The sequence below is a fragment of the Neisseria sicca VK64 genome (assembly GCF_000260655.1).
GTDB lineage: Bacteria > Pseudomonadota > Gammaproteobacteria > Burkholderiales > Neisseriaceae > Neisseria > Neisseria sicca_B.
Genome location: NZ_AJMT01000014.1, coordinates 1 through 25376, shown reverse-complemented (window position 1 = coordinate 25376; position 25376 = coordinate 1). Strand labels below are relative to the sequence as shown.

Sequence of the window (25376 nt, the reverse complement as noted above, 5' to 3'; positions counted from 1 at the left end):
ACCGGAGATGGAGAATACGTCTTCGATAGGCAACAGGAACGGTTTGTCCACGGCACGCTCAGGAGTCGGGATGTAGCTGTCCAATGCGGCAGCCAGTTCGAAGATTTTTTCTTCGTAAGCTGCGTCGCCTTCCAAGGCTTTCAGTGCAGAACCTTGTACGATCGGGCAGTCGTCGCCTGGGAAGTCGTAGCTTGACAGCAAGTCACGGATTTCCATTTCAACCAGTTCCAACAGCTCGGCATCGTCAACCATGTCGCATTTGTTCATGAACACGATGATGTAAGGTACACCTACTTGACGGGCCAACAGGATGTGTTCGCGGGTTTGCGGCATAGGACCGTCGGCAGCGGAACATACCAAGATTGCGCCGTCCATTTGTGCGGCACCGGTAATCATGTTTTTAACGTAGTCGGCGTGTCCCGGGCAGTCTACGTGTGCGTAGTGGCGGGTTTCGGTTTCGTATTCTACGTGTGAGGTATTGATGGTAATACCGCGGGCTTTTTCTTCGGGAGCGTTGTCGATTTGGTCGTAAGCTTTTGCAGCACCGCCGAATTTTTTAGCTAAAATAGTAGTCAAAGCAGCAGTCAGGGTGGTTTTACCATGGTCAACGTGACCGATGGTGCCAACGTTTACGTGCGGTTTGCTACGTTCAAATTTTTCCTTTGCCATGGCAAATTTCCTATCTTTAAAATACTGAGAAAATGGTATTTGGTGCCCATGGGCAGATTTGAACTGCCGGCCTCTCCCTTACCAAGGGAGTGCTCTACCCCTGAGCTACATGGGCCAATAGACTATTGGAGCGGGTGAAGGGAATCGAACCCTCACCGTAAGCTTGGAAGGCTTCTGCTCTACCATTGAGCTACACCCGCAGACTTACTGCATCAATGCTCCAACACATTGGAATTTGGTGGTGGGAGAAGGATTCGAACCTTCGAAGCTCTCGCAACAGATTTACAGTCTGCCCCCTTTGACCGCTCGGGAATCCCACCAAAAGAGAACGCAAGTTTATTCGTGACTCAGATTTTCGTCAAGTTCTTTTTTAATTTTGTTTTCTTAAAATCACTCAATTTATTGCTTTAAAAAAGAATTTATTTGAACTGAATGATTTTTTCGTATTTTGCCATCAGCTCTTCGTGCGTTTCCGGATGCTCTTCATCAATCAGGATGCAGTCCACGGGGCATACCTGCTGACATTGCGGCTCATCGTAGTGGCCTACGCACTGCGTACACAAATTAGGGTTGATTTCGTAAATTTCCTCGCCTTGCGAGATGGCGTCATTGGGGCACTCCGGCTCGCAAACGTCACAGTTAATGCACTCATCTGTAATAAAGAGCGACATTTCTTTTCCTTTTTCATTTAAATTATCAAAACCGATTGGGCGCGGATTATAGCACAAACGCGTCAAAAACAATCCGTTTAGGCGAATGTTTACACCCTGGTAATGATTCTCAAATCTCTTACTATTCAGCTACTTGGACAAACTGCAAGAGCACAAAACCGCTCTTACCCGCCCGTCCTTCGCGATAAGGCTCCAGCCACTCGGGGAAATCGAGCAGCTCCCCTGCTTCAATATAGACCATTGCCCCGTTTTTCAAGCTGTTTTTCAAAGAAGCAAACAAATTTTCCCAATCCTGCCACGCAAACGGCGGATCCAAAAAGACCACATCAAACTTTTCAGACGACCTCTGCAGATACGCAAGGCCATCGGTATTGAGGATTTCCAGTTTATCCAAACCCAATGTTCTGGCGTTTTGCCGCAGCATATCGGCAGTTTTGCGATTATTATCTGCCAGCACTACCCTCTTCGCGTTACGGGACGCGGCCTCAAATCCCAACGCGCCGCTTCCGGCAAACAAATCTAACGCATTCAGACCGGTCAAATCCTGACCCAGCCAATTGAAAAGTTTTTCGCGGACACTGTCAGGCGTCGGCCGCAGACCGTCCGCATCTGCAAAAACCAGTTTCCGTCCCCTGCATTGCCCGCCGATAATGCGGACTTGATTTGAATGTTTGCTGTGTTTGCTCATGATTAAAACGAATCGTCCGACAGTTTCAGACGACCTCTAAAGAATGACAAAGCAGCCATTATACCGCAGCGTTTTTTTCATTTAAGGCCGCATGAAAACAAATCGGCGCATCGTGAAATTTTATTTTTTATGATGCTAAACTTACAAAATTTTATAAATCATAAAATATTTTCTCAAATAAAAAGGTCGCTTACGTCCGCCATTAGAACTTTCCCACCGCTTTTTCAGTCTATTGGCCATAATACTTAATGAAAATATGGATGGCTGACAATGCCGCTTTGGAAAATTATTTTGGGTGTTTATATCGGCGGCGTGATTGCCTTCACCGCCCACGCCCATTTCTTTGACGAATATTACCGCCACTTGGGATTGATTCCGAACTTGGGACGCGGTCTGCTTTGGTTCGTCTTTTGCCTGCCCTTGATCGGCAAAACCGTTGCTCTGATAGTCAGTTTATTCTTTCTTGCCACACTGGTTTTTGCAAGGCGTTAAATCCTTTCTTAATAAGACTGAAAAGGTCGTCTGAAAATTTTTCAGACGACCTTTTCATTTTGAATTTGACGACATGAAATACTGAACTATGTTTCACCATGTAAAGTGCATTTTAAACTTAAACTAGATAAATTACATTTACTTATTTATAATGAGTATCTCTCTGTGAAATATTTATATAAGGTTATTATCATGTCAGACCTGAATCTCAGTAACAGTATATTCCAAGGTTACAACGACAAACATGGTTTAATGATTTGTGGGTATGAATGGGGTTGGAGTAAAGCCGATGAGGCTGCTTATGTAGCAGGTGAATACAAACTCCCTGAAAACAAAATCGACCATACATTTGCCAATAAATCCCTCTATTTCGGAGAGCAGGCAAAAAAGTGGCGTTACGACTATACGATAAAAAATTGGTTTGAAATGTGGGGACACCCCTTAGACGAAAATGGATTGGGCGGTGCATTTGAAAAATCCCTGGTTCAAACCAACTGGGCAGCCACTCAGGGCAACAAAATCGACAATCCAAACAAATTTCTCCAGCCTGAACACGTCGATAATTTTCTCTACCACATTGAGAAACTACGCCCTAAATTGATTCTCTTCATGGGAAGCAATCTGACAAATTATCTTAATCGCGCAAATGTATTGCCGCGCTTCGAGCAGCTTGTCGGAAAACAAACTCAACCGCTACGAGTAGTACAAAAAGATTTTAGCGGTACACGTTTCAAAATCAGATTCCAATCGTTTGAAAATTGCGAAGTCGTCTGTCTGCCTCATCCTAGCGCCAGTCGCGGTCTATCTTACGATTACATAGCCTTATTTGAACCAGAAATGAACCGTATTTTATCGGACTTTAAAACGACACGCGGATTCAAATAAACCAATCACAGAAAAGCAAAGGTCGTCTGAAAATTTTTCAGACGACCTTTTCTCTTTCAAACCAACCTAATCTCACTCTTTCGGTGCAGGCGGTTCAATCTGCTCTTTCCAGCCGCATTCTTTTTGCGGGCAGACTTTTTCTACGCCCCAGCGTTTGGTGGTTTTGATGGTTAAAACCGGCCAATGGCAGTTCGGGCATTCTTCGGCGACGGGCGGGTTCCAAGTGGCGTAGTTGCAGTCGGGATAGGTGCTGCAACTGTAAAACAGTTTGCCGTAGCGGGATTTGCGCTCGACGAGGTTGCCTTTTTTGCATTGCGGGCATTGGACGCCGGTGTCTTTCGGTTTTTCCAGCGGCTCGACGTGTTTGCATTTAGGGTAGTTGGCGCAACCAATGAATTTGCTGCCAGTACGGCTGTATTTGTACACTAGGCGACCGCCGCATTTAGGGCATTCGCGCCCATCGAGTTCCGCTTGCTCGGCTTCGGCTTTGGCGATGCGCTCGGCGGCTTCTTCGGCGGTTTCGTTGACGTTGCGCGTGTAGCTGCACTCGGGATAGCCGGCGCAGGCGACGAAACGGCCCATTTTGCCGAACTTGATTTGCAGTTTGTGTTCGCCGCATTTGGGGCAGGTTTCGTCGAGTTCCTGCGTGGTGAATTTGGCGCGTTCGATACCTTCTTTTTCTTCCACTTGTTTGATGAACGGTTTCCAGAATTTGTCCATCACGGGAATCCAGCGGCGTTTGCCGTCGGCGATTTCGTCGAGCTGGTCTTCGAGTTTGGCGGTGAAGTGGTAGTCGACGTATTGGGCGAAGTGTTCGGTCAGAAATTTGTTGACGATGTCGCCTGTGTCGGTGGGCATGAAGCGTTTTTGCTCAAGGGTAACGTATTCGCGGTCTTTGAGCGTGGAGATGATGCTGGCGTAAGTCGAGGGGCGGCCGATGCCGTATTCTTCGAGGGCTTTAACCAGCGTGGCTTCGTTGTAGCGCGGCGGCGGGGTGGTAAAGTGTTGCTCGCCGTAGAGTTTGTCCACAGGCAATTTATCGCCTTCGCTCATTTCGGGCAGTTTTTTGCTGTCTTCGCCTTCTTCATCGTCGCTGCTTTCTTCGTAAACGCTGAGGAAGCCTGCGAAGGTTTGCACTTGTCCGGTGACGCGGAATACGCCTTTGCCGACGGTAATATCGACGGTGGTTTGGTCGAATTTGGCTGGCGTCATCTGACAGGCGACGGTGCGCTGCCAAATCATTTGATAGAGTTTGAACTGGTCTGCACTCAGGAAGGGTTTGACGCTTTCGGGCGTGCGGTACACGGAAGTCGGACGGATGGCTTCGTGCGCTTCTTGGGCATTTTTGGATTTGGTTTTGTATTGTTTGGCGGCACTCGGCAGATATTCTTTGCCGATTTTGTTTTCGATGTAATGGCGGATTTCGGTTAACGCTTCATCGGCCAAATTCACGCTGTCGGTACGCATATAGGTAATCAGACCGATGGCGCCCTGCCCTACGTCTATACCTTCGTAAAGCTGCTGGGCGGTACGCATGGTGCGGTCGGTGGTGAAGCCGAGTTTGCGCACGGCATCCTGCTGCATGGTAGAAGTGGTGAACGGCGCGGCGGGATTGCGGCTGCGCTTTTTCTTTTCGATGGCGGTAACGACGGCTTCTTTGCCTTCAAGTTCTTTCAATACGTCGGCTTGCGCGGCTTCGTTCGGCAGGTCGAATTGTTCGAGTTTCGCGCCGTTGTATTGGGCGAGTTTGGCGGTGAACTTGCTGCGGCCTTTGTGGCTGTCGAGATGTACCGTCCAATATTCCTGTGCTTCAAACGCGCGGATTTCGTTTTCGCGTTCGCAAATCAAACGCAGGGCGGGACTTTGCACACGGCCCGCGCTCAAACCGCGGCGGATTTTTTTCCACAACAATGGCGAGAGGTTGAAACCGACCAGATAGTCCAAAGCGCGGCGGGCTTGTTGCGCATCAACCAAGTCCATTTCGATTTCGCGCGGGTTGGCGACGGCGTCGAGCACGGCATTTTTGGTGATTTCGTGGAACACGACACGCTGCGGCTTGATGTTTTTCAGGCCGCGTTTGGATTTGAGGATTTCAAAAAGATGCCAGGAAATCGCTTCGCCTTCCCTATCCGGGTCGGTTGCGAGGTAGATGTTTTCGGCTTCTTTGGCTCCGGCGACAATCGCATCGACGTGTTTGGCGTTGCGTTTGATCAGCTCGTATTTCATGGCGAAGTCGTGTTCGGGATCGACGGCACCGTTTTTGGGGACGAGGTCGCGGACGTGGCCGTAGGAGGCCAGAATTTCGAAATCGCCGCCAAGGTATTTTTTCAGGGTTTTGGCTTTGGACGGTGATTCGACGATTAAGAGGTTTTTCGCCATTGTTTGTTCTCTTTTAATGTATTGGATGATGCGTTTCAGACGACCTTTCTGAACAAGCTGCGTCAAAAGGTCGTCTGAAAAGGTTTAATGCATGGTCGCTTTGCCGTTGAGCGCGCCCATCAGGTCGTCGCCGATTAAGACGGGCAATTCGCTTTTGTGCGCCCACAACAAGAGCAACACCAGCACTTTCGCCGTATCGAGCGTGATTTCTTCGGGCGGGATGTGCATCAGGGCGTGGATGACGATTTCGCGCTGCTCGTAAGTGATGGCGCGTTCGGCAACCAGATACTGCATCAGCCCCATGACTTCCTGTGGCAGGTTTTCCACTTCTTCGTTGCAATACACGCGCAGGGCATGGCTATCGAACGGCGCGGCGGCGAATTCGGACGTGTTGAACAACACTTCCATCATCATCAGCGTATTGCCGATTTCCGTTACGTCAAAACCCGCATCTTCCAACAGGCGGCCCAAATCCTCCGGCGGCGGGCAATTGTCGAAATCTTGGAAGTGTTCGATGAGATAGGCGATGACTTCTGTCATGCTGGTTCCTTAATGAATGAATCGAATTATGCTTTTATGCGCTGATAGCGTCCGCCCGGCAAGGCGGCGACGATGCCGTCGAGTTCGTATTCCAGCAGTCGGGCGTAAACGTCTGCCGCCGCCCATGCAGTTTGCTGCGCCAATATATCGGGATGAACGGGGTCGTAACCCATGGCGTCCAGCAGCCCGTCTTCCGTTGTCGGCGCGGCAACCGTATTGGCTTGCGCCGGCTGTTTTCGGACATGAAGGTCGTCTGAAAACGGCAAAACAGGTTCAGACGACGTCTCTCTGACGGCAGTGCGTTTTTCCGTTTTTTTGTTTTTCTTATTTATAGAATATGATGGAACTGCCGCATTTTGCAATAGCCCCGGACATTCGTGAAGGATGTCGTCCAAACATTCCACCAATTTCGCGCCGTCTTTAATCAGCTTATGACAGCCTTTGCTGTGCGGATTGTCTATCGAACCGGGCACCGCCATCACCTCCCGTCCCATCTCCGCCGCCAGCTTGGCGGTAATCAGCGAACCGGATTCCAACGCGGCTTCAACCACCAGCGTAACCTGCGACAACGCGGCAATCAGGCGGTTGCGGCGCGGAAAGTTGCCCGCAAACGGCCGCGTATCCAAAGGAAACTCGCTGACAATCAATCCTTTTTCGGCGATTTCATAGGCAAGGTTTTTATTGGACGGCGGGTAAATGCGGTCTATGCCCGTCCCCCATACGGCGATGGTGCCGCCGCCCGCCTGCAACGCGCCTTGATGGGCGGCGGTGTCGATACCTGAAGCCATACCCGACACGACGGGAATATCCTTTTCGCTCAACGCTCTGCCGAAATCTTTGGCAATCCGCATCGCCTGCGGCGTGGCATGGCGGCTGCCGACAATGGCGGCGGAAGGTTTGTGCAGCAGTTGCACATTACCGCGCAAAAACAAAACCGGCGGCGCGGTAATGCCCTGCGTCAGCATTTCGGGAAAATCATCATCTTGCAGCAGCAACAAACGGCAGCCGTCCTGCTTTTCCCATTGCAATGCCGCTTCCGCAGCTTTTTGCGCCAACGCCCGTTTTTCGCCGTTGCGCCAAGATTCGGCTGCCTGCTTGTGGCGCACTATCGTGGCAATTTGCTCCACAGGAGCATCCAGCGCGGCTTTCGCGCTGCCGAAACGTTGCAGCAGGAGCAAGAAGCCCTCCGCGCCGACATAAGGCGTAAACGCCAGTTGCAGCCAGGCAAGGCGGTCGTTTTCCGTCATCAATTGTGTCCCCTTGTTGTTTTCAGACGACCTTTGTTCGGGAGGTCGTCTGAAAACGGATAAATGTCAGTATTTAACGATAAAGCCGACGAACTTTAAACCGATACGGCGTTCCCGCGCCTGATTCCGGTTTCGTACCTGTTCACCGTCATGCGGATGCTGCCAAACAGCCGGCAGCCCGTTAGTAACTTTTGTAATATTTTTATATTCTACACGATACGGCAAGAAAATCTGTCATTTGAATGGTTGTCGCACATTGCCTCAAAAGTGAGTTGGTTATTCGACAAAAACGGGCGTGTTGATGGCAAACAAGGTCGTCTGAAAACATACCGCGGCGTACCGTATGCTTTCAGACGACCTCTTATCCTACTACCGCCCTACTCTTCTGCTTTTTCCGCTGCGCTGCGGCGGGAAACGCTGATGCCTAATTGTTTGAGTTTGCGGTAGAGGTGTGTGCGCTCCAGACCGACTTTTTGGGCGACACGGCTCATGTTTTGCCCTTCTTGAGCGATGTGGTACTCAAAATAGCGGCGCTCCAATTCTTCACGCAGTTCGCGCAAAGGCATATTGAAGTTGAAACCGCCGACGATTTCAGTGGCGACTGTCGCCCGTTTTTGCCCCAATGCGGCAACGACCGCCTGCTCGTGGACTTCCTGTCCGTCCGCCTCCAGCATCAGGTTTTTCACGACGCTGCGGAGCTGGTCGAAATTGCCCGGCCAGTTGTATTGGCAGAGAACAGTCAGCGAGCCGTTGCTGAATTTGACGGGCTGGATTTTTTCGCTGTCCGCCAATTCGGTCATGACTTGGTTGACCAAGAAAGCGATGTCTTCGGATTGGCTGCGCAACGGCGGGATACTGATGACGTTGCCGGAAAGCAGTTCGGACAACTTGGCATCGGCAATGGCGTCTGCCGGGCTTTCATCGGCGGCGTGGCTGCCGGCGACGATAACGCGCACGTTGTAACGGTCTGCCTTGCCGAGGATGAAACTGATGCCGTTTTGGATGTTTTTGCTGTACTGCGCGGCATCACCGAGATAAAGCGTGCCGCCCGATGCTTTTTGCAGCAGCTCCAATGGCGCATCGGCAATGAGTTCGACGCGGCTGAGTCCGACCCAAGGCGTGCCGCTTTTGTGGAAATAACGGGCAACGATTTCAAACGGCGAACCGGTTTCGCCGCTGAGCAGCACGGGTCCGCTTTTTTTCACGGCAGGCTCAAGTTGTTGCTTGAATTCTTGAATGGCGGGGCTGTTGCCGAGTTTGTCGAAGGACAAGCCCGCCGCCATCTGCATTTCGCCGTGTTTGAGGGCGCGGTCGACGGTAGAGAGCAGCTTTTGCAGGGCAATCGGTTTTTCCAAAAAATCGAGCGCGCCGATTTTGGTGGCTTCGACGGCGGTGTCGATGCTGGCGTGTCCGCTCATCATCACCACGGGCATGTTGAGCTGTCCGTTTTTCGCCCACTCTTTGAGCAGGGTAATACCGTCGCAGTCGGGCATCCATATGTCCAACAACACCATGGCGGGACGGGTCTGGTGGCGCAGTTGGCGCGCCTCTTCGGCGTTCTCCGCCAAAGCCACGGAATAACCTTCGTCTTGGAGGATTTCCGAGAGCAAGTCGCGGATACCTACTTCGTCATCTACAATTAAAATATCACTGCTACGCATAAGTTTCTACCAATCGGGGTAAGGCTATTTTCACACACGCGCCGCCTTCGTTCTGATTGCTCAGGCTGATGCGGCCGCCGTGCTCTTCGATGATTTTCTTCACAACGGGCAATCCCAGACCCGTACCTGTCGGCTTGTCGGTAACATACGGCTCGAAAGCATTATGCAGCATTTCCTTGCTGAAACCTTTGCCGTTGTTACAAACGGTCAATAAAACCTGTCCGTCGTTATCTTCACCGACGCTGACATTCACTTGCGGAACTTCTGCCTCTTCCGCCGCCTCTGCCGCGTTTTTGAAAATATTGTGCAACACCTGCCGCATGGCGGTGGTATCGGCGGAAATCGGCTGCGGCTTGTCGGACAAGTTTGGAACAAAGCGGCACGCCCCGCCCTCGTACAGCAGCAACACTTCTTCGACCAAACGGTTCAAATCGTGTTTTTCAAAATTCAGCGACGGGGCGCGGGCGTAATTGCGGAAGGCTTCGACCATTTCTTTCAATGCCGCCACCTGTTTGACAATGGTATCGGTCGAACGGCTGAGGATTTGGGCGTGTTGTTCGTCCAATTTATCATGCAATTTCCATGCCAATCTCTCGGCGGAAAGTTGGATAGGCGTGAGCGGATTGCGGATTTCATGCGCCAACCGTTTCGCCACTTCGCCCCAAGCGGCTTCTTTTTGGGCGCGGATGAGGACGGTGATGTCGTCGATCACCATTACCACACCATTGTCGTTGTCGTCGGGCAGGATGGTGGCTTTACCCAAAAGAATCCGCGCATCGTCGGGGGCGGCGTATTCGACTTGGACGGGTTTGGCGGCATTGGCGGTTTCTTCAATGGCGGCAAACACTTCGGCAAGCAGGGTCTGCTGCGGCGATTGTCCGCGCCAGTCGTGCCAGTTGCTACCCCACAGCGGCACCAATTCAATGCCCAAAATCCGTTCGGCGGCTTTGTTGAAGGTTTTCAGACGACCTTCGGCATCCAAAGTAATCACGCCCGTGGTCAAGCTTTCCAACACGCATTCGAGATAGTGGCGCGCCGCTTCTTCGCGCAGGCGGTTGTTCTCGTCGGCTTCTTTGGCGATGGCAAGCTGTTCGGTCATGTGGTTGAACAACTGGGTCAACCTGCCGAATTCGTCGTTGCGGAACACGGGGCGTTTCTGGCTGAAATCGCCCTGCGCCACCGCCCTTGCACCTTCTGCCAACGACAATACCGGCTCGACGAAGCGGCGGGCGAAATACAGCGCCATCACCAAGGCAAGGAAAATCGCCAACAGCGCGGCAACCAGCAAAGTCGCCAAAAAGAAGGTTTGCAGGCCTTGTTTGGTGTAGCTCAATTCGGCGTATTTCGCCCGCGCCGCTTCAATCAGCGTCGCATCTTGCGCCACATCCTGCGGGATGGGCTGGCGGAAAAACAAGGCGTAATCGCGTCCGTTGTGCGCGCCGATCAGCATCCAGCCTTGCGCGTACAAGACATTTTCTATGTTTTCCAAACTGCGTATCGAGCCGGTCTGCTCCAGCTTCTCCCATCCTTCTTTGTCGAGTTCGGGTTGGTTTAGTTTCAGCGGATTGACACTTTTCTCGGTTTTATGGGTTTTGACGTCGTAGAGCGAAAGCTGGGTAAAGCCGCCCGATTTGGCGGCATTTTTCAGCGCCTTGCCCAAATCGCCGTCCACAGACGCGGTGCTGATCAGGTCGATTTGCACCGGCGTGGCGTTGCTGACGGCGTTGTCCACTGCCAGATTCAATGCGGATTTACTCAAGTTCAGGCTGCGCTCGAGGGCTTCGTGGGTATCGTTGCCGAACCACGAATTAATCGTGCCGTTGATGAACTGCGCGGAAATGCCGAACAGGAACACGCCCGGCAATACCGCCACCAGCGTAAACATCCCCGACAGCCGCCGCGCAATCTGCGAACCGAACACGCCCTTGCTTTTGTCGCGCATGAGGAGCAGGACGTAGCGCGTCAAAACCGACGCCAACACCAGCATCAGCAGCGCACACAGGGCGATAATCCACCAGAAATATTCCGCCAGCGGACTGGTGCTGCCCGTTGCAATGGTCAGTCCGTAGAGCAGTCCCACCGCCGCCAACACGGCAATCAGGAGAAAGCGGCGCATGGTTTACTCCTGAGAGATAGTCAGAGACTTCCAGCCGGAATCCAAGTGCCAGTTTTTAGAAGTCAATGCGTTGATTTGGAAAGGTTTGGGCAGCTTTGCTGTTGAAAGCAGCAGGCGGATTTCGGCTTGTGTGTCTTTCGCTGCAACGCCGCTTAACGCGCCTTTGGACAGCACTTTCCAGTTGGCGACCGCCCCTACGCCGCGCAAGGCGGTCTCGAGCGTGTCGTATTCGGTGGAAAACGTGCCGACGGTTATGCGGTAGCGGTTGGTCAGCGGATGGAAGGAAAGTTTGTAGTGGATGGTGTTGTCGCTGTTGAGCAGCTGGTCAAACTTGAAGCGGTAAGACGGCATGGAAGGCGCAGAAAGCTGCCAGCTCAAAGTGAAATTCAACGGCACGCCCTGCCGGAGCGCCTGTTTGAGCTGGTCGGGCAAATCGGTGCGGAAACGGCTGCTGACGGAAAGCTGTCCGGTTTCGGTCAGCTTCGCCTCGGAGCGGGTCACGCTGATGCCCTCCGCCGCCGCATTCAGCGACAGGGCGAGCAACAGCGTTCCAAACAGCCGTTTACTGCTTTTTGATAAGCGCGTAATAAAAGCCATCTTGATGTTTGTTCGGTAAAAGCACACGCGACTCGATCAGCTCGGCATCGGCGTGGCGGTTGAGGAATTTTTGCAACTGAACGTCGTTTTCTTCGACGAACACCGAGCAGGTGGCAAGCAGCATTCTGCCGTTTTTCGTCAGGGTTTGCCAAAGCGCGTCCAGCAATGCCTCCTGCTGACGGGCGGTTTTGGCGGCATCGGTCGGACGGCGCAGCCATTTCACGTCGGGATTGCGCCGCGCCACACCCGAAGCGGTACACGGCACGTCGGCAAGGATGGCGTCGAAAGGCTTTCCATCATACCACGCCGCCAAGTCCTGCGCATCGGCGCAAGCCAGAGCGGTCGTCTGAAACCCCAAGCGGTCGAGATTGTCCTTCACCCTTTTCAGACGACCTTCATCTATATCCAAAGCGGTAACATGACAATCCGCCAGTTCCAACATATGCCCCGTCTTCCCGCCCGGCGCGGCGCACGCGTCCAAAATCCGTTCGCCGTCTTTAGGGTTTAACAGATACGCCGCCTGCTGCGCCCCGAAATCCTGCACCGACACCAGCCCTTCGGCAAAACCGGGCAGCCGGTTCACCGGCACAGCTTCTTCCAACGTTACCGCATATTCATCCAACGCCTTAGCCGAAATACCTTCCGCCGCCAGCTTTTCCAAATACGATTCGGCATTGCCGTGGCGGCGGTTGACCCGCAGCGTCATCGGCGGATGCGATTGCAGCGCGGTGGTGATGTTGTGCCAATGTTTCGGATAATGGTTTTTCAGGTATGCCACCCACCACAGCGGCAGGTTGTGCTTCGCCACATCGTCTTTTTTGCACGAAGCCTCCAGCTTCTGCCGCTCGCGCAAAAAACGCCGCAAAATCGCGTTGGCAAACGAACGGTACTGCCCGCGCCCGATTTTCGCGATACTCTCGACCGCCTCGTTGACCACGGCATGAGGCGCGTTGCGCGTGTAATGCAGTTGGTACATCGCCGCCAAAAGCAGGCTTTCGAGCTGCGGATTGTCAATCGGCTTTTTCAGCATCTGCGCGAGCATATGTTTCAAGCTGCCCAAATAACGCTGGCAACCGTAGGCAATATCCTGCAACGCGCCGTTTTCCTGCGTCGTCAGCTCGGGATGCGCCGCGCGGATTTGCGCCAACACATCCTGAAGGTTGCGCCCTTCGGCGACCGCCGCAATGCTGTCGGCGGCGAGTTTTTGGGCGAGGGACATACTCATAAATTCAATTCCTTAAATACCTGCTTCGGTTCGATTTGTTCGTTAAAAATGTAAACGCCTTACAATCGGTTCGGGCGCTGTTCGGAGCAAGATTCAAATTGTGTTAATCCGATTGCCCGCTCATGACAATATCCATATAGTCCGTTCTTTTCAACACACATAAGGATTCATCATGAATTTACGCGCCCTTTCCCTGCTTGCCGTTTCCGCCGCACTCGTTTCCGGCAGCCTGACCGCCGCGGCGGCACCGCACAAACATTCCCGCGCCATCTCCCAAGCGCAAGCCGTCAAAATCGCCAAGAAACGCGTCGGCGGCGGCCGCGTTACCGACATCGACCACAGCGACGGACGCTGGGAAATCGAAATCCTCAGAGGCTGTACCGAATACGATGTGGACGTTTCCTCACAAAGCGGCCGCGTCATCAAAGTGGACACCGACAACCACTGCGACGATTAATTGATTCTTGATAATGGATTCTTATAGGAAGCCGGACTGTATAGTGGATTAACTTTAAACCAGTACGGCGTTGCCTCGCCTTAGCTCAAAGAGAACGATTCTCTAAGGTGCTGAAGCACCAAGTGAATCGGTTCCGTACTATCTGTACTGTCTGCGGCTTCGTCGCCTTGTCCTGATTTAAATTTAATCCACTATATATCCAGCTTTTCTGTTTTCAGACGACCTCAAGCTTGCCTGAGGTCGTCTGAAAACATTTAATCTGCCGTTTTGCCTGATTCGGGACTTTCAGACGACCGCTCCGTCCCGTTCCAACAATGTCCGATAGCGTTCGGCATCCTGCGGCGAATAGCAACAGAAAACGATTTTTTCGACAGACGGACACTGTGGCAAGGTTTTTTTCAAAATCGCCAAAGCTGTTTCGGCAGCCAAATCAGCGGGGAAACGGTACACGCCTGTGCTGATACAGGGGAAGGCGATGCTGCGGATGCCGTGTTCTTGCGCCAACAGCAGGGAATTTTGATACGCCTCCGCCAGCTTGACCGCTTCGCTGCGGTGTCCGCCGAACCAAACCGGCCCGACGGTGTGAATCACAAATTTCGCCGGCAGCCGGTAGCCTTGGGTGATTTTCGCTTCGCCCGTGCGGCAGCCGTTCAACTTTCTGCACGCTTCCAACAATTCCCGTCCCGCCGCGCGGTGAATCGCGCCGTCCACGCCGCCGCCGCCCAACAACGAGGCATTGGCGGCGTTCACGATGGCATCGACTTCAAGTTTTGTAATATCGCCTTCGACTACTTCAAACACTGCCATGATCTGCTCCTAAACTTGGGGAATCTTGTCGTCAGTTCAACAAAACCAAACGTTTCCCTGCCGATATTTTCAGACGACCTCTGAATCATCAGAAGAAAGGTCGTCTGAAAATTAATCAGCCTGCAAACAGCTTCTACAAAACCGTCCCAACCTCAATCTTATGTCCTGCCGCAAACGCCGCAATCGGCATCCGTTTGCTGCCGGAAGGCTGCAATTCGGTAATCTTCAACGCATTCTCGCCGCAGGCAACAACCAAGCCGTCAGCCGAGCAAGACAACACTTCGCCCGCCCTGCCTTGTTGTGCCACTACTTCAGCCCGCCAGATTTTCATCGGTTTGCCTTGATATTCTACCCACGCAGCGGGGACGGGATTGAAGGCGCGGATTTTGCGTTCAATCACTGCCGCGCTTTCGTTCCAATCGATACGCGCTTCTTCTTTGCTTAATTTTTGTGCATAAGTAATGCCTTCTTCGGGCTGTTTGACGCTTTTCAGACGACCCTCCGCCTTTAATTGTTGCAAATCAGCAACAATCGCTTCCGCACCGAGGTTCATCAGCGCATCGTGTACTTCATTCGCCGTATCGGTCGGTTGAATGGCGTAACGGTGTTCGCTGACCACATCGCCGGTGTCCAAACCGATGTCCATCTGCATGATGCACACGCCCGTCTCGGCATCACCCGCTTCAATCGCGCGCTGAATCGGCGCCGCGCCGCGCCAACGGGGCAGCAGCGAGGCGTGGATGTTGAGGCAGCCGTGTTTCGGCGTATCCAACACGTCTTGCGGCAGAATCAGTCCGTAGGCGGCAACGACCATTACGTCGGCTTCAACCTCTTTGAGCATTTGCAGGGCTTCGGCGTTGTTGCGCAGTTTTTCGGGCTGCGCCACGCGCAAACCCAATTCCAATGCGGCGTGCTTCACGGGAGACGGGGCAAGCTGCATCCCGCGCCCTTTGGGGCGGTCGGGCTGGGTCAACACCAGCGGGATTTCAAAACCGGCGGCGGCAATGGCTTTTAAGGCGGCAGCGGCAAAATCAGGCGTACCGGCAAAGATGACTTTCATGGGGAAACTCCTTGGAAATGGGTTTCAGACGACCTATATAGCGCAACGGCAAACATTGCGACAGGTCGTCTGAAAGTTTGAAAAACAACGGCTTGCTGCCGCTTCCCCTCTTTCAGACGACCTGTTCGACCGTATCATTCGGCTTTTAGATGGTGTGTTTCTGACGTTTTTTCAGTTTGGTCTTAATCCGACCCTGTTTGAGCTGCGACAGGCGTTCGACAAAAACGATGCCCATCAGGTGATCCAACTCGTGCTGCACGCAAATCGCCAACAGCCCGTCCGCCTCCAGCGTGAATTTCTCGCCTTTTTCGTTCAAAGCCTCGACCTTGACGCGTTCGGCGCGGGTAACGGTGTCGTAAATGCCCGGCACGGACAGGCAGCCTTCTTCGTAAGTGGTTTCGCCGTCTTTTTCAATAATGACGGGGTTGATAAACACGCGCGGCTCGCTGCGGTCTTCGGTCAAATCCATCACGACGACGCGCTCATGCACATCGACCTGCGTCGCCGCCAGCCCGATACCGCGCGCTTCATACATGGTTTCAAACATATCGGCAACCAGCTTTTGGATGCGCTCATCGACTTGCTCGACAGGCTTCGCCACGGTGTGCAGACGCTCGTCGGGATATTGCAGGATATTCAGTAAAGCCATAATTTTCTCTTCGTTTTTCAATACTCGGGACGCGCATTCAAACGCGTCCGGCAGCAGATTGTGTGTGTTTTCATACAAATTTTGCGCCTGTCTTCACAATTCCCGTGATGACACTAACATTCAATGATAAAATATGCGTCAATGAATTTCTGTTCAATGCGCACGAAACGCCTATTGACGTTTTTTAAAGGGGGACGGCGGTTTTTTGCAAACTCCCGGCCATTTCATTTTCTCCGTTTATCATTTAAAGACAAACCGAATCAATTTCAAGGGGAACGGTTATGCAACAACGTATTATAACCCTGCTTTGTGTCGCGGGCATGGCAATTTCCGCCCACGCTCAAGCAGCTTCATTAAAAGTGCGCCCCGATGCGCCGCAACGCTACGTCGTGAAAAACGGCGACACACTCTGGGGCATCTCCGGCAAATATCTGTATAGCCCGTGGCAGTGGAACCGCCTTTGGGGCGCAAACCGCGGCGAAATCCGCAATCCGCATCTGATTTATCCGGGTCAGGTGTTGGTTTTGCGCTACGTCAACGGCCGCCCGCAACTGGGCTTCGAAAACGGCTCCGCAGGCAATGATGGCATTCCGGTCATCAAACTCAGCCCGCGCGTCCGCGAAACCTCTTCAGGCTACGGCATCCAAACCGTCAACGTGAACTTCTACCGCATGTTCATGCAACATCCGCAGTTCATCGACCAAATGAAGACCCAAGACGCGCCGCGCTTGATCGACGGTCCTGACAACCGCATCATGTACAGCAAAGGCGAACGCGTGTACGCCTATGGCGTGACCGAACCCGGCCGCTATCTGGTTTACCGTGCCGTCAAAGACCTGACTGATCCCGATACCCGCAAATACCTCGGACAAGAAGTCGTCTTCAGCGGCATCGTCAGCACCCTGCCCTACACCAACAGCGCGCTGGACTCCGCCTCCGACGAAGACCGCAAATACCTGAAAGACGGCGAATACTACACCCGCCTGCATCCGCTGGCGAAAGTACCGACCCAAACCGCGCAGCCTATGATTGTGGAAGAAGCCGTTTCCGAAATCCGCAAAGGCGATTTCCTGCTGAAAATGGACGGCGAAACCGAGCCTTTCCAAATCATGCCGCACGCGCCGACGCAACACATCGACGGTAAAGTCATCTCCATCCTCGACGGCGTACACGAAGCCGGACAGTTCCAAACCGTTACCCTGAACAAAGGTTCCGCCGACGGCTTGGACAAAGGCACGGTCTTGAGCATTTACAAACGCGACCGCCAAGTGAAAGTCGATTTGGAAGAAGGCAAAAAAGGCCGTAGGAGCGTAGTCAAATATGTTTCCATCCCTGCCGAAGAAACCGCATTGGCCATGGTATACCGCACCGGCGAACATCTCTCGTCCGCCATCATTTTGGAAAACCTGACCAGCATCAACATCGGCGACACCGTATCCGAACCCGGCCGCGACCTGGACAATATGTCTGACGACAAACCGCACGTCCGCAACGAACCGCAAGATTCCCACGATACGGAACACAACCAATACAATATCCACAGCAACATCAATAAATATTGATCGATTGCCGACAGCAAAACGTCGTCTGAAAATTTCAGACGACGTTTTTTATATGGGTCATAAAGGTCGTCTGAAAATGACGCCGTTTATGATATAGTGGATTAACTTTAAACCAGGACGGCGTTACCTCGCCTTGCCGTACTATTTGTACTGTCTGCGGCTTCGTCGCCTTGTCCTGATTTAAAGTTAATCCACTATAAAACACTGCACATCGACGGAAACCGCGTTTCGTTTTCACAAGAGCAAAATCCAATAATGCACCTTCAACAAGCTAACTCAATACAGCATTACGCTGTACAAGTCTGAAACAAACATTTTTTCAAACATCGAAGCTCTAGCCAAACCTTTAACTTCCCAAATGCAGCCCATCAAGTTTGCTTCTCAACAATGTTTAATACCCCACCAAACACCAAGCCAATCGGCTTTCTACCCCCTGACGAACCGCCGCATGATTACCCATCTGATTTAAAGCAAATCCACACAACCAAAACCTACGGATATAAAAAGGTCGTCTGAAACCTTTTCAGACTTCAGACGACCTCGATATCAGAATCTAAGCAATTAATCGTCGCTGGTGAATGCCAACAAGATGCGCAACAGGCTGCTGAAAATATTGTAAATCGAGATGAAAATGGTCAGGGCCGCGCTGATATGGCTGTCTTCGCCACCGTCAATCACGGTACGCACCTGCCACATAATAACCAGCGAACTGAACACAACAAACGCGCCGGAAATAGCCAGGCTCAGAGCCGGAATTTGCAGAATGAAGTTAGCAACCACTGCAATCATCAGAACCACACCGCCGATTGCCAAGAAGCGTCCGAGCGAGTTCATATTCATCGTTGTGCGGCGCGCCATTGCTGCCATCGTAAAGAATACGCCGGCGGTCATGGCTGCGGCGACACCTACGATTTGAGTACCATTACGGATAGCAAGCGCATATTGCAGCAACGGGCTGATCAACACACCCATACCGAAGGTGAAAATCATCAACAAGACAACGCCCGTATTGCTGTAACGGTTTTTCTCGATAAGGAAAATCATACCGTAGAAGAATGCCAATACAGCTACAAAACCCATCCAGCGTGCGCCGAACATAGCGTACAGGTTTAGGTTCAAAGCGCTGCTGGCAAATGCGCCGGCAATAGCGGGAATGAAAGACAAACCCAGCAGGCGGTAAGTTTTTTGCAAGACAATGTTTTGAGAAACTTGTCCTGCAAGAGGATAGTCGTAAACGTCGTTTCGCATGGCGTTTGCTCCTGAAAAAATGTGTGAAAACAAAAAGAGTCCTGATTCTATCAGCAAATTATTGGCTTGGGCATAAAAATATGCCTACGTCGCCGTTTGAGGATAAGTGGTAGCGTTCAAAGCATTTTAAAGTGCCGCACTCATAAATTTACATTAAAGACTGCTTCTGAAACCGATGCCGAATCTTTGCCTGCCCCTTTACCGTTTGATTTGATTCCCACCACTTCAAAACCGGATAAAACCAACTTCTGCAAGATAATGGATTTTGAAATTTAATGATTTGCCATAGCAAATTTGAACAGAGCCGGTTTCAGGCTGTGTAAACAACATAAGAAATAAAATAACTTCATTGATTATTTATCAACTTTCGATTTATTGTCTGTCGAACCGTTGAATGATAGGATTGCGGCGGTAAGTGTAGTGCAATCGCTCAAAATTTCATAAACGGCTGATTTCAGACGACATCAATGATGCGCAGAAAGCTGCTGTCTTCGATTTTAGCGATTCGTTATGTTTCACTTCATATCAATGATTACATAAGGAAATACAGTATGAACCGTCGTCAATTCTTGGGTGGTACAGCCGTTTCTTTGGCAGCTGCCGCCTCATTCGCCCGCGCCCACGGACATCATGACCATAAAGGCCATTCCCACGCTGCCCCTGCTGCTGCGTCCAAAACCTATGAAGCAGCCAGAAAAGCGGCTGCCCACTGTGTTGAAGCAGGTCAAATCTGTTTGGCACACTGCATCCGACTGCTGAGTCAAGGCGATACTTCAATGAAAGACTGCGCAACAGGTGTCAACCAAATGCTGGCATTGTGCGGCGCGCTGCAAAACCTTGCTACACAAAACTCTCCGCTGACCCCTTCTTTGGCAAAAGTCTGCGTCGAAGCGTGCAAACAATGTTCCGCAGCGTGCAAACAACACGCAGGCCACCACGCAGAATGCAAGCAATGCTATGAGTCTTGCCTTGCCTGCATCAAAGAGTGCGAAAAAATCGCTGCTTAATTGACGCAATAAATAATCGGCCTGCCTGTGAAACAAGCTTTGTTTTGCAGGCAGGCCGGTTTGTTTTGGATGGGAGGGCTCTCGCAAATTGATTTGAAATGTAAGTTTTGTTTGTATAGTGGATTAACTTTAAACCAGTACGGCGTTGCCTCGCCTTGCCGTACTATCTGTACTGTCTGCGGCTTCGTCGCCTTGTCCTGATTTAAAGTTAATCCACTATAGAATGTTGTGTCTTTGCCTACAAAATCTTGCCATAAATTTAAAATTTCACCCGCCTGCAAAAATCGGTATGTTTAGGATTATTAAGTTCTGTAACTCGCCCCGTTCTGAAATGAAGACAGCAGGTTGCAAGATTCCAATCTTAACCATTCCAATGGTCTTAAAATTTCTGTCAAACACCTGATTTTCACGCTTCTTAACAGACGTTTTCTTGATAAGGTCGTCTGAAAATTGCCCGACACCTTGATAAGCTTTACAATGCAAGTAATTAAAATACATCCCGCCTTATCTTCCCTTTCATGAGTTCCGTACCCTTCATCGAAATGAAAGACGTTGCCTTCGCGTATGGCGACCGTCCGATTCTGAACAATATCAATTTCAGCATTCCCCAAGGAAACTTCGCCGCCGTGATGGGCGGTTCGGGCAGCGGCAAAACCACGCTGATGCGGCTGATTACGGGTCAGATTCATCCTCAGTCGGGTAAGATTTTGATTGAAGGACGTGATTTGGCGGGTTTTTCGGCTGATGAATTGTACGAACACCGCCGCCGTATGGGCGTGTTGTTCCAACACGGCGCGCTGTTTACCGATTTGTCTGTATTCGACAATATCGCTTTTCCGATGCGAGAACTGACGCGCCTGCCGGAAGCGGTTATCCGCGATTTGGTTTTGTTGAAATTGAACGCGGTCGGTCTGCGCGGCGTGGAAAACCTGATGCCGTCCGAGTTGTCCGGCGGGATGTCGCGCCGCGTCGCACTTGCCCGCACGATCGCGCTCGACCCTGAAATCATGTTGTACGACGAGCCGTTTACCGGCCTCGACCCGATTTCCTTGGGCGTGATTGCCCACTTGATCAGCCGCGTCAATAAGGCTTTGCGTTCGACCAGTATTATGGTAACGCACGACATTGAAAAATCTTTGGAAATCGTCGATCAAGTGATTTTCTTGGCACACGGCGAAATTATGTTCTCCGGCTCGCCGCAGGAAATGCGCGAACTGGATTCGCCTTGGGTGCGCCAGTTTGTCGGCGGGCTGGCAGACGGCCCCGTAGCATACCGCTATCCGGCGCAAACGTCGTTGCAGCAAGATTTGCTTGGGTAGTTTTCAGACGACCTCGGTTTGCAGACGTCGTCTGAAACGTTTGTACCGTTGTTGCCTGAAGCCGAAATCATTTTTCAGACGACCCATCACTATCATCCTACAAGGTCGTCTGAAACCCGTTAATCCGTAATGGAAACCTATGAATTTTATCCGTTCCGTCGGGGCGAAAACCCTCGGCTTTATTCAATCCCTCGGCAGTATTACGCTGTTTCTGCTGAATATTCTGGCGAAATCCGGTACGGCTTTCGTCCGTCCGCGCCTGAGCGTGCGCCAAGTGTATTTTGCCGGCGTGCTGTCGGTGTTGATTGTTGCCGTTTCAGGGCTGTTCGTCGGCATGGTTTTGGGTTTGCAGGGCTATACGCAGTTGTCGAAATTCAAATCCGCCGATATTTTGGGCTATATGGTCGCGGCTTCGCTGTTGCGCGAACTGGGTCCGGTGTTGGCGGCGATTCTGTTTGCCAGCAGCGCGGGCGGTGCGATGACCAGCGAAATCGGTTTGATGAAAACGACCGAACAGCTCGAAGCGATGAACGTGATGGCGGTCAACCCTGTCGCCCGCGTGGTTGCGCCGCGCTTTTGGGCGGGCGTGTTTTCCATGCCGCTTTTGGCTTCGATTTTCAACGTGGCGGGGATTTACGGCGCGTATTTGGTCGGCGTAACCTGGCTGGGCTTGGACAGCGGCATTTTCTGGTCGCAAATGCAGAACAACATCACGATCCATTACGATGTAATCAACGGTCTGATCAAATCTGCCGCGTTCGGCGTGGCGGTAACGCTGATTGCCGTGCATCAGGGCTTCCACTGCGTACCGACCTCGGAAGGCATTTTGCGCGCCAGCACGCGTACGGTGGTTTCGTCCGCCCTGACGATTTTGGCGATTGACTTTGTGTTGACCGCATTGATGTTTACGGATTGACAGGTCGTCTGAAAACGAAACAAAGAACATTGGATATTCAAGGAACTTTAATGAAAAAGAATGTATTGGAATTTTGGGTCGGACTGTTTGTCCTGCTCGGCGTGGCAGCGGTCGGCTTTCTCGCTTTCCGCGTGGCGGGCGGCGCGGCGTTCGGCAATTCCGGCAAAACTTATACCGTATATGCCGATTTCAGCGACATCGGCGGTTTGAAGGCCAACGCACCGATCAAATCTGCGGGCGTATTGGTCGGACGCGTCGGTTCCATAGAGCTTGACCCGAAATCCTATCAGGCGAAAGTTCGCCTCGATTTGGACAGCAAATATCAGTTCAGCAGCGACGTTTCCGCGCAAATCCTGACTTCCGGCCTGTTGGGCGAACAATATATCGGCCTGCAACAAGGCGGCGATACTGAACCCCTCGCCGCGGGCGATACCATTTCCGTTACCAGTTCCGCCATGGTTCTGGAAAACCTGATCGGTAAATTCATGACCAGCTTCGCCGAGAAAAACGCGGCGGGTGGCAACGATGCAGCAAAAACCACCGAATAAACGTACACCATCATATTGATACTAGGACACTTAATCATGAAAAAAACCTCTTTCATCAGCGCACTGAGCATCGGCATCTTGAGCATCAGCATGGCGGTTGCCGCCCCTGCCGACGCAGTGAACCAAATCCGTCAAAACGCCACTCAAGTATTGAGCATCTTAAAAAGCGGCGATGCCAACACCGCCCGCCACAAAGCCGAAGCCTACGCGATTCCCTATTTCGATTTCCAACGCATGACCGCGCTGGCAGTCGGCAACCCTTGGCGTACCGCGTCTGACGCGCAAAAACAAGCGTTGACCAAAGAATTTCAAACCCTGCTGATCCGCACCTACTCCGGCACCATGTTGAAATTCAAAAACGCCAGCGTCAACGTCAAAGACAACCCCGTTGTCAATAAAGGCGGCAAAGAAATCATCGTCCGCGCCGAAGTCAGCGTACCCGGTCAAAAACCCGTCAACATGGACTTCACCACCTACCAAAGCGGCAACAAATACCGTGCCTACAACGTCGCCATCGAAGGCGCGAGCCTGGTAACCGTGTACCGCAACCAATTCGGCGAAACCATCAAAGCCAAAGGCGTAGACGGACTGATTGCCGAGCTGAAAGCCAAAAACGGCAGCAAATAACGCAAAGACAAGCCATGCCGTCCGTTTTCAGACGACATGGCTTTCGCACACCATGACCTTCAGGTTTTATCATCCAAGATTAAGTTGACAAGACAGCCATGCAAACCGAACTTCGCGACGGTACGCTGCACATCAGCGGCGACGTAACCGTCAAAACCCTGACCGCCGCCGCCTTTACCCGCTTCAGACAGCAATGTCGTCTGAAAGATACCCGCGCGGTCGATTTGAGCGGCGTCGGGCGCGCCGATTCCGCCTGCGTGTCCCTGCTGCTTGACGCACTGCGCCGCCCAGACGGGAAAATCACCCTGCAAGGCATACCCGAATCCGTGCGCACCCTGTCCGAGCTTTACGAAATCAAAGACTGGTTGAACCCATGAAAAAAACCACCGCTTCACTCCTATTCCTCATCGGCCTGACCTCAACCCCCGCATTTGCCGAGAACAACCCCGCCGACCCCTACGAAGGCTACAACCGCGCCGTCTTCAAATTCAACGACAAGGCCGACCAATACGTCCTCGCCCCCGTCGCACGCGGCTACCGCAAAATAACGCCCAAGCCCGTCCGCACCGGCGTGAGCAACTTTTTCAACAACCTGCGCGACGTCGTCAGCTTCGGCAGCAACGTCTTGCGCCTCGATGTCAAACGCGCCAGCGAAGACCTCGTCCGCGTCGGCATCAACACCACCTTCGGACTCGGCGGCCTGATTGACGTCGCAGGCGCAGGCGGCGTTCCCGACAACAAAAACACCCTCGGCGACACCTTCGCCACATGGGGCTGGAAAAACAGCAACTACTTCGTCGTCCCGCTGCTCGGCCCCTCCACCATCCGCGACACCGCAGGCAACGCCATTACCACCGTCTATCCCGTCAAAAGCGCCGTGTTCCACACTCCCGCAGGCCGCTGGAGTACCACCGGCTTGAACATCGTCAACACCCGCGAAGCCCTGCTTGACCTGACCGACGGTTTGGAAGACGCCGCCATCGACAAATACAGCTACACCCGCGACCTCTACATGAAAGTGCGCAGCCGCCAAACCGGCGGGACATTACCGCAAGGCGAGGATGACAATATCGACATTGACGAATTGGTGGACAGCGATGCGCCTGCCGAAGCCGGGGCAGATACCTCCAATACCTCTGCCGGCGAAACTGCCGACCTTTATTTATACACCCCTATCCAAACCGGTAACACCAGCCGATGATGCGGCAAACGATTAATCCGGTTTCCATGCAAAAGGTCGTCTGAAACCTCTTTTCAGGGTTTCAGACGACCTTTTTCTATGCCGTTTTAGAAAATCATAAGTCTGCTTGCGCAACTCACTACCAAGCCTGCGCCACATCATATAGTGGGAGACCTTTGCAAAATTCCCCAAAATCCCCTAAATTCCCACCAAGACACTTAGGGGATTTCTCATGAGCACCTTCTTCCGGCAAACCGCACAAGCCATGATTGCCAAACACATCGACCGCTTCCCATTATTGAAGTTGGATCAGGTGATTGATTGGCAACCGATCGAACAATACCTGAACCGTCAAAGAACCCGTTACCTTAGAGACCACCGCGGCCGTCCCGCCTATCCCCTGTTGTCCATGTTCAAAGCCGTCCTGCTCGGACAATGGCACAGCCTCTCCGATCCCGAACTCGAACACAGCCTTATCACCCGCATCGACTTCAACCTGTTTTGCCGTTTTGACGAACTGAGCATCCCCGATTACAGCACCTTATGCCGCTACCGCAACTGGCTGGCGCAAGAGACACCCTGTCCGAATTGCTGGAACTGATCAACCACAACTGGCCGAAAAAAACCTAAAAGTAGAGAAGGCATCCGCCGCCGTCGTTGACGCCACCATTATTCAGACCGCCGGCAGCAAACAGCGTCAGGCCATAGAAGTTGACGAGGAAGGACAAGTCAGCGGCCAAACCACACCGAGCAAAGACAGCGATGCCCGCTGGACAAAGAAAAACGGCCTCTACAAACTCGGTTACAAACAACATACCCGTACCGA

Annotated in this window: 24 protein-coding genes, 3 tRNA genes and 3 pseudogenes; 12 read left to right on the top strand and 18 right to left on the bottom strand. The window is 52.2% G+C overall.

Annotated features, from left to right (window positions below):
• From HMPREF1051_RS01355 to rsmD, 6 genes are all read right to left on the bottom strand, one after another.
• Positions 1-669, bottom strand: a 669-nt coding sequence (locus HMPREF1051_RS01355) for a GTP-binding protein (RefSeq protein ID WP_003763189.1), incomplete at its 3' end; no start/stop codon positions are given.
• 40 nt (positions 670-709) lie between these two features.
• A tRNA-Thr gene (locus HMPREF1051_RS01350) sits at positions 710-784 on the bottom strand.
• An 11-nt stretch (positions 785-795) separates the two neighbouring features.
• Positions 796-869: transfer RNA gene (locus tag HMPREF1051_RS01345), tRNA-Gly, on the bottom strand.
• Positions 870-905: 36 nt separating this feature from the next.
• A tRNA-Tyr gene (locus HMPREF1051_RS01340) sits at positions 906-989 on the bottom strand.
• 99 nt (positions 990-1088) lie between these two features.
• Positions 1089-1340, bottom strand: a complete 252-nt coding sequence (locus HMPREF1051_RS01335; protein WP_003679513.1) for a YfhL family 4Fe-4S dicluster ferredoxin — start codon at positions 1338-1340, stop codon at positions 1089-1091.
• 121 nt (positions 1341-1461) lie between these two features.
• A complete protein-coding gene (gene rsmD / locus HMPREF1051_RS01330) occupies positions 1462-2028 on the bottom strand; it encodes a 16S rRNA (guanine(966)-N(2))-methyltransferase RsmD (protein ID WP_003763227.1) in 567 nt (188 codons plus the stop codon).
• Positions 2029-2298: 270 nt separating this feature from the next.
• Here rsmD and HMPREF1051_RS01325 point away from each other — a divergent pair, with 270 nt between their 5' ends.
• Together HMPREF1051_RS01325 and HMPREF1051_RS01320 are read left to right on the top strand one after the other, a co-directional pair.
• The gene (locus HMPREF1051_RS01325; protein ID WP_003742639.1) at positions 2299-2520 is read left to right on the top strand and encodes a hypothetical protein; all 222 of its coding nucleotides are present in this window, start codon (positions 2299-2301) and stop codon (positions 2518-2520) included.
• Positions 2521-2709: 189 nt separating this feature from the next.
• On the top strand, positions 2710-3405 hold the full coding sequence (locus HMPREF1051_RS01320) for a hypothetical protein (protein WP_141764352.1): 696 nt from the start codon (positions 2710-2712) through the stop codon (positions 3403-3405).
• Between the two features lie 72 nt (positions 3406-3477).
• Here the strand turns inward: HMPREF1051_RS01320 and topA are convergent, their stop codons facing one another.
• The 8 genes and pseudogenes from topA to rsmB form a co-directional block, all read right to left on the bottom strand.
• Positions 3478-5784 (bottom strand): type I DNA topoisomerase, encoded by a 2307-nt coding sequence (topA, locus tag HMPREF1051_RS01315; RefSeq protein ID WP_009312695.1) that lies wholly within the window; start codon positions 5782-5784, stop codon positions 3478-3480.
• 84 nt (positions 5785-5868) lie between these two features.
• Positions 5869-6324: a DUF494 family protein gene (locus tag HMPREF1051_RS01310; RefSeq protein WP_003742632.1), complete on the bottom strand. Its 456-nt coding sequence runs from the start codon at positions 6322-6324 to the stop codon at positions 5869-5871.
• A 26-nt stretch (positions 6325-6350) separates the two neighbouring features.
• Positions 6351-6506: pseudogene (locus tag HMPREF1051_RS15540) on the bottom strand (DNA-protecting protein DprA); the annotation flags it as partial.
• Positions 6507-6640: 134 nt separating this feature from the next.
• Positions 6641-7571, bottom strand: a pseudogene (dprA, locus tag HMPREF1051_RS01305) (DNA-processing protein DprA); the annotation flags it as partial.
• A 377-nt stretch (positions 7572-7948) separates the two neighbouring features.
• Positions 7949-9232, bottom strand: coding sequence for a sigma-54-dependent transcriptional regulator (locus HMPREF1051_RS01300; protein WP_003763191.1), 1284 nt, complete (start codon positions 9230-9232; stop codon positions 7949-7951).
• Positions 9225-11348: a sensor histidine kinase gene (locus HMPREF1051_RS01295; RefSeq protein ID WP_003760528.1), complete on the bottom strand. Its 2124-nt coding sequence runs from the start codon at positions 11346-11348 to the stop codon at positions 9225-9227. The genes HMPREF1051_RS01300 and HMPREF1051_RS01295 overlap by 8 nt, the downstream gene beginning before the upstream one ends.
• Before the next feature lie 3 nt (positions 11349-11351).
• A complete protein-coding gene (locus HMPREF1051_RS01290; RefSeq protein WP_003742625.1) occupies positions 11352-11945 on the bottom strand; it encodes a DUF4390 domain-containing protein in 594 nt (197 codons plus the stop codon).
• The gene (rsmB, locus tag HMPREF1051_RS01285) at positions 11911-13170 is read right to left on the bottom strand and encodes a 16S rRNA (cytosine(967)-C(5))-methyltransferase RsmB (RefSeq protein ID WP_003763245.1); all 1260 of its coding nucleotides are present in this window, start codon (positions 13168-13170) and stop codon (positions 11911-11913) included. The genes HMPREF1051_RS01290 and rsmB overlap by 35 nt, the downstream gene beginning before the upstream one ends.
• A 172-nt stretch (positions 13171-13342) precedes the next feature.
• Between rsmB and HMPREF1051_RS01280 the strand changes: the two genes are divergently transcribed.
• Positions 13343-13627, top strand: a complete 285-nt coding sequence (locus HMPREF1051_RS01280) for a PepSY domain-containing protein (RefSeq protein ID WP_003763239.1) — start codon at positions 13343-13345, stop codon at positions 13625-13627.
• A 285-nt stretch (positions 13628-13912) separates the two neighbouring features.
• On the opposite strand, the gene HMPREF1051_RS01275 is transcribed toward HMPREF1051_RS01280, so the two are convergent.
• From HMPREF1051_RS01275 to def, 3 genes are all read right to left on the bottom strand, one after another.
• Entirely contained in the window at positions 13913-14434 is a 522-nt protein-coding gene (locus HMPREF1051_RS01275; protein WP_003763222.1) for an O-acetyl-ADP-ribose deacetylase, read from the bottom strand.
• A 133-nt stretch (positions 14435-14567) separates the two neighbouring features.
• Positions 14568-15494: a methionyl-tRNA formyltransferase gene (gene fmt / locus HMPREF1051_RS01270; protein ID WP_003763198.1), complete on the bottom strand. Its 927-nt coding sequence runs from the start codon at positions 15492-15494 to the stop codon at positions 14568-14570.
• Between the two features lie 145 nt (positions 15495-15639).
• Positions 15640-16143 carry a peptide deformylase gene (def, locus tag HMPREF1051_RS01265; RefSeq protein WP_036491081.1) on the bottom strand — a complete coding sequence of 168 codons (504 nt, stop codon included), beginning with the start codon at positions 16141-16143 and terminating at the stop codon, positions 15640-15642.
• Between the two features lie 281 nt (positions 16144-16424).
• On the opposite strand from def, the gene HMPREF1051_RS01260 reads away from it, so the two are divergent.
• On the top strand, positions 16425-17705 hold the full coding sequence (locus HMPREF1051_RS01260) for a LysM peptidoglycan-binding domain-containing protein (protein WP_003763232.1): 1281 nt from the start codon (positions 16425-16427) through the stop codon (positions 17703-17705).
• Positions 17706-18266: 561 nt separating this feature from the next.
• Here the strand turns inward: HMPREF1051_RS01260 and HMPREF1051_RS01255 are convergent.
• Entirely contained in the window at positions 18267-18953 is a 687-nt protein-coding gene (locus tag HMPREF1051_RS01255) for a Bax inhibitor-1 family protein (protein ID WP_003760551.1), read from the bottom strand.
• A gap of 551 nt (positions 18954-19504) precedes the next feature.
• Between HMPREF1051_RS01255 and HMPREF1051_RS01250 the strand changes: the two genes are divergently transcribed.
• The 8 genes and pseudogenes from HMPREF1051_RS01250 to HMPREF1051_RS12695 all read left to right on the top strand — a co-directional run.
• Positions 19505-19960 carry a four-helix bundle copper-binding protein gene (locus tag HMPREF1051_RS01250; protein WP_036491073.1) on the top strand — a complete coding sequence of 152 codons (456 nt, stop codon included), beginning with the start codon at positions 19505-19507 and terminating at the stop codon, positions 19958-19960.
• A gap of 518 nt (positions 19961-20478) precedes the next feature.
• Complete coding sequence (locus HMPREF1051_RS01240; RefSeq protein ID WP_003760562.1) at positions 20479-21279, top strand: ABC transporter ATP-binding protein; 801 nt, start codon at positions 20479-20481, stop codon at positions 21277-21279.
• 139 nt (positions 21280-21418) lie between these two features.
• Positions 21419-22195 (top strand): lipid asymmetry maintenance ABC transporter permease subunit MlaE, encoded by a 777-nt coding sequence (gene mlaE, locus HMPREF1051_RS01235; protein WP_003760565.1) that lies wholly within the window; start codon positions 21419-21421, stop codon positions 22193-22195.
• Positions 22196-22245: 50 nt separating this feature from the next.
• Positions 22246-22743 carry an outer membrane lipid asymmetry maintenance protein MlaD gene (gene mlaD, locus HMPREF1051_RS01230; RefSeq protein ID WP_003760568.1) on the top strand — a complete coding sequence of 166 codons (498 nt, stop codon included), beginning with the start codon at positions 22246-22248 and terminating at the stop codon, positions 22741-22743.
• Between the two features lie 36 nt (positions 22744-22779).
• Positions 22780-23370, top strand: a complete 591-nt coding sequence (locus HMPREF1051_RS01225) for an MlaC/ttg2D family ABC transporter substrate-binding protein (protein WP_003763204.1) — start codon at positions 22780-22782, stop codon at positions 23368-23370.
• A gap of 98 nt (positions 23371-23468) precedes the next feature.
• A complete protein-coding gene (locus tag HMPREF1051_RS01220) occupies positions 23469-23747 on the top strand; it encodes an STAS domain-containing protein (RefSeq protein WP_003763195.1) in 279 nt (92 codons plus the stop codon).
• On the top strand, positions 23744-24571 hold the full coding sequence (locus HMPREF1051_RS01215; RefSeq protein ID WP_003763215.1) for a VacJ family lipoprotein: 828 nt from the start codon (positions 23744-23746) through the stop codon (positions 24569-24571). Before HMPREF1051_RS01220 ends, HMPREF1051_RS01215 begins: the two co-directional genes overlap by 4 nt.
• 211 nt (positions 24572-24782) lie before the next feature.
• Positions 24783-25376 (top strand): annotated as a pseudogene (locus tag HMPREF1051_RS12695) (transposase); the annotation flags it as partial.